This window comes from Streptomyces sp. NPDC000878 (assembly GCF_053599695.1).
In genome coordinates, this window is the sequence record NZ_JBSFMT010000172.1 from 1 (window position 1) to 3,705 (window position 3,705).

General features: G+C 73.5%; 2 protein-coding genes. Both read left to right on the forward strand.

All coding sequences use genetic code 11. The features are described 5' to 3' along the window. The first annotated feature begins 151 nt into the window (after positions 1-151). Positions 152-1,405: a phosphoribosylamine--glycine ligase gene (gene purD, locus ACWDR4_RS49885; RefSeq protein ID WP_450418818.1), complete on the forward strand. Its 1,254-nt coding sequence runs from the start codon at positions 152-154 to the stop codon at positions 1,403-1,405. Between the two features lie 401 nt (positions 1,406-1,806). Then, a complete protein-coding gene (locus tag ACWDR4_RS49890; protein ID WP_450418819.1) occupies positions 1,807-3,603 on the forward strand; it encodes a hypothetical protein in 1,797 nt (598 codons plus the stop codon). Positions 3,604-3,705: the final 102 nt, after the last annotated feature.

Consider the following 3,705-nt stretch of genomic DNA (forward strand, 5'->3'; position numbering starts at 1 on the left):
CTCCACCACAACCCCCAGGCACACCCAGCCCGTCCGGCGTTTGAGGACGAGGCCGTTCAGGCCGATAGCGGGGGTCTGGGGGCGGCAGCCCCCAGCGGCGCCCGCACCAGCACCGGGAACCATCCCACCCCGGACCACTAAACTGACCCGCGTGAACGTCCTCCTCATCGGTAATGGCGCCCGCGAACACGCCCTGTGCCGCTCCCTGTCCCTCGACCCCGACGTCACCGCGCTCTACTGCGCCCCCGGCAACGCCGGCATCGCCGAGGTCGCCGAGCTGCGTCAGGTCGACCCCCTCGACGGCGGGGCCGTAGCGGCGCTGGCCGTGGAGCTGGGTGCCGACCTGGTCGTCGTAGGACCGGAGGCGCCGCTCGTCGCCGGGGTCGCCGACGCCGTACGAGGCGCGGGCATCCCGGTCTTCGGCCCCTCCGGGGAGGCCGCGCAGCTGGAGGGCTCCAAGGCCTTCGCGAAGGACGTCATGGCGGGAGCCGGCGTCCCCACGGCCCGCTCGTACGTCTGCACGACGCCCGACGAGGTGGATGAAGCCCTCGACGCCTTCGGCGCCCCGTACGTCGTGAAGGACGACGGACTCGCGGCCGGCAAGGGCGTGGTCGTCACCGACGACCTCGAAGCCGCCGCCGCACACGCGAACTCCTGCGACCGCGTCGTCATCGAGGAGTTCCTCGACGGCCCCGAGGTCTCCCTCTTCGCGATCACCGACGGCGAGACAGTCCTCCCGCTCCAGCCCGCCCAGGACTTCAAGCGTGCGCTGGACGACGACGAGGGCCCGAACACGGGCGGCATGGGCGCCTACTCGCCGCTCCCCTGGGCCGACCCGAAGCTGGTCGAGGAAGTCCTCCAGACGGTCCTGCAGCCGACGGTCGACGAACTGCGCCGCCGCGGCACCCCCTTCTCCGGCCTCCTCTACGCCGGCCTCGCGATCACCTCGCGCGGCGTCCGCGTGATCGAGTTCAACGCCCGCTTCGGCGACCCCGAGACCCAGGTGGTCCTGGCCCGCCTGAAGACCCCGCTGGCCGGCATCCTCCTCGCGGCGGCCAACGGCACCCTCTCCGACCTGGAGCCCCTGCGCTGGAGCGAGGACGCGGCGGTCACCGTGGTCATCGCCTCGCACAACTACCCCGGCACCCCGCGCACCGGCGACCCGATCACCGGCCTCGCCGACGTGGCCGCCGAGGACGCCCCGCACGCGTACGTCCTGCACGCCGGCACGAAGCGCGACGGCGACGCGGTCGTGAGCGCGGGCGGCCGGGTGCTCTCCGTGACGGCGACCGGCAAGAACCTGGGCCAGGCCCGCGACCGCGCGTACACGGCCCTCGGCCGCATCCACCTGGACGGCTCCCAGCACCGCACGGACATCGCGGCGAAGGCGGCGGCGGGCGAGTAAGCGAGAGCAGACGAGATCAAGCGAGAGCAAGCGAGAGCAAGCCGAAAATCCCGCATTCCGGCACAGAACCAGATACTCGCCGCACTCGCCGATGAACCCCTCGGGCCCCGAATCCGTCTAAGGATGCGGGGCCCGAAAGTCGTTCCAAGGGGCTCCCAGCTGCCACTTCACCGCCACTTCGTCGTCGCCGTGTGTCATCCACCTCTCCCCAAAGCCATTCCATCGAGTGACCGATCCCCCATCCGGCTGACGAGGCCCGGGCCCCCAACTATGGTGCGGCGCAAGTGTTCCGGCACTTGGCCCACCGGCATTGCGATGTCAGTGGTGGGTGCCACAGTGGGGGAGTGAGCAACGTCAGGGTGTGCGGAAAAGGTAGGGGGTGACATCCGGTCGTGACCGGTATGGGTGTGGAGGCGGGCGCGCAGGTCGCGCGTTCCCGGGCCCTCGCCGTGCTGCGCATCCGCAGCAGGGCCCTGGCCGTCGCCCTGCTGCCCGCGGCCGTCGCCGTCGTGCTGTGGGCCGGTGTCTCCACCGGCCACCTCGTGGGCGGCGGCTGGCACCTCGCCCGCTGGATCACGGGCGGCGTCGCGATCGTCGTACTCCTCGCGGCGGCCGTCATCGCCCTGGTCGTCGCCCGCGCCCGCCCCGCCATGAGCCCCACGGTCCCGATAGCCGAGGAGTCGGCCCCGGACCTCTACCATCTGGTGCGCGATCTGGCCGACCGCCTGGGCGTCCCCGCACCCTCCGCGATAGCGCTGACCCCGGACTGCGACAGCTGGCTGGAGGACCGCACCCACCGCGCCCACAGCCTGCCCCCGGTGGAGGACCGGGACGAGATATCGGGCGTACGAGGCCTGCGTCCCGCCCTCCAGGGACAGCACCGGCGTGCGGCGACGGCGGCGCCCGTCCTCGTGATCGGCTCGCCGTTCCTGTGGTGGATGCGCGTCGGCGAACTGCGCGCGGTCCTCGCCCCGGTCGTCGCCGGTACGGGACCTTCGGCGCACCCGGACATCGCGGCGGCGCGGCGCTTCGTACGAGGCCTGGACGCGGCGGTGGCCGTGGCGGCGGCGCCGCAGCGCGGACCCGTGTCGCGTACGGCGCTCGCGGGCGTCGGCTGGGTGTCGAGGCTGCTGCTGCGCGGCTGCCGGGTGCACGCGGCCGAGATGGAGCGCGGGGTCGCGGTGGCGGCGGCCGAGCGCGCACAGGCTGTGGACTACGGCCTGCGGATCGTCGCGCAGGAACAGGTCGGCCTGGCGTACGCGGGCTGGGACCGACTCCTGACCCGGGTCGCGCTCCCCGCCTGGCGGATGGGCCGCTGGCCGGCCCGGCTGGACGCGGGCGTCGTCGCGGCGCTCACGGAACTGTCGCGTCGCGACCGGCTGGCCGAGGGCTTCACGTCCCGCCTGGGCGAACGCCCGGCCTGCGACCTGCTCGAAGAGCCCGGCGCGATCGACGAGGCGGCCTCTCTCCTCGCCGCCCGCCTTTTCCACGGGGGCCCGGCCGAGCCCGGCCCGGACTGGGCGCCGGTGGACTGGCAGGAGTACCCCGATGAGGTGGTCGACCGCAAGTGGCGTACGGACGCGGCACGCCTGCACCGGGTCCTGGACACCCTGGGCGTCCACCGCACGGCGACACCCGCACACCGGGGCCCCGAAGCCCCGACCCTCTCCCGGGTGATGAACCACCTGACGACGCCCCAGACGCCCGAGACGCCCGCGAGGGACACGGCGGAAGAGCAGGCGGACGAGGAGTACGGGGACGGGGAGTACGGGGACGGCGAGCGGGTGGGAAGCGAGCGCAGCGAGGCTCTGGCCGCCGGGATCAGTGCGGAGGTCGCCCGCGAGGAGGCGGCGACGGGCGGCGGGCAGGCCCAGGCAGGCCTGACCGGCCAGGGCCCGGACACGGCTGTCTGGGACGACGGCACACTGCCGCTCTTCCCGCTGCAGCCCCCGCGCACGGGGCGCGAGCTGCTCGCCGATCACGTCACCGCGATGGTGTGCTGCGCGGCGATGGACACGGCGGGGGCGATGCCGGGCCTGGACTGGCTGGACGGCCCCTCGCTCCTCCTGAACGGCGAGCGGGCGGCGGACCTGGGCCCAAGGGTCCTCACCCTGATAGAAACAGGCGACCCGGCCCCCCTGGAGGCATGGCTCCGCACAACAGGAGTACGCCCAGAGAAACCGGTACGCCTGGTGTGACCCGGGCTTTCCTCGCCCCCGCCGCCCCTACCCGTCCCATCCTCGGGGGCTCCGCCCCCGAACCCCCGTATCGCGCTAGAACGCGCTCGTCCTCAAACGCCG

Excerpts from the sequence above, each read along its gene's own strand:
- ACWDR4_RS49890 (WP_450418819.1), top strand. The coding sequence starts at position 1,807 with ATGGGTGTGGAGGCGGGCGCGCAGGTCGCGCGTTCCCGGGCCCTCGCC.